Origin of the sequence: Streptomyces malaysiense, assembly GCF_000980885.2 — a bacterium.
Lineage (GTDB): Bacteria > Actinomycetota > Actinomycetes > Streptomycetales > Streptomycetaceae > Streptomyces > Streptomyces malaysiense.
Window position 1 is genome coordinate 1 of sequence record NZ_LBDA02000222.1, and the last position, 300, is coordinate 300.

General features: G+C 69.7%; 1 protein-coding gene. It reads left to right on the forward strand.

Translation table 11 applies throughout. The features are described from left to right. Positions 1-300: transposase family protein (locus VT52_RS35060; RefSeq protein ID WP_143071003.1), on the forward strand; the 300-nt coding region annotated here is incomplete at both ends.

Genomic DNA, 300 nt, shown 5'->3' on the forward strand with positions numbered 1-300 from the left:
CGAGCGCCTCACGGCGCACACTCCCAGAAACACAAACAGCACGGCATGAACGTGCAGGTCATCGCGCGACCCGACGGCACACCGCTGTGGTTCTCCCGCGCGACACCGGGCCGGACCCACGACCTGACCGCGGCCCGCGCCCACAGCATCATTCAAGCCTGCCTGACCCGGCAGATCCTCGTACTCGCGGACCGCGCCTACCAGGGTGCCGGCGCCACCGTCCGCACCCCCTACTACCGCCACAGCGAACAGCCCGAGCACTACCAGCAGTTCAACCGCGACCACGCCCGGCTCCGAGCC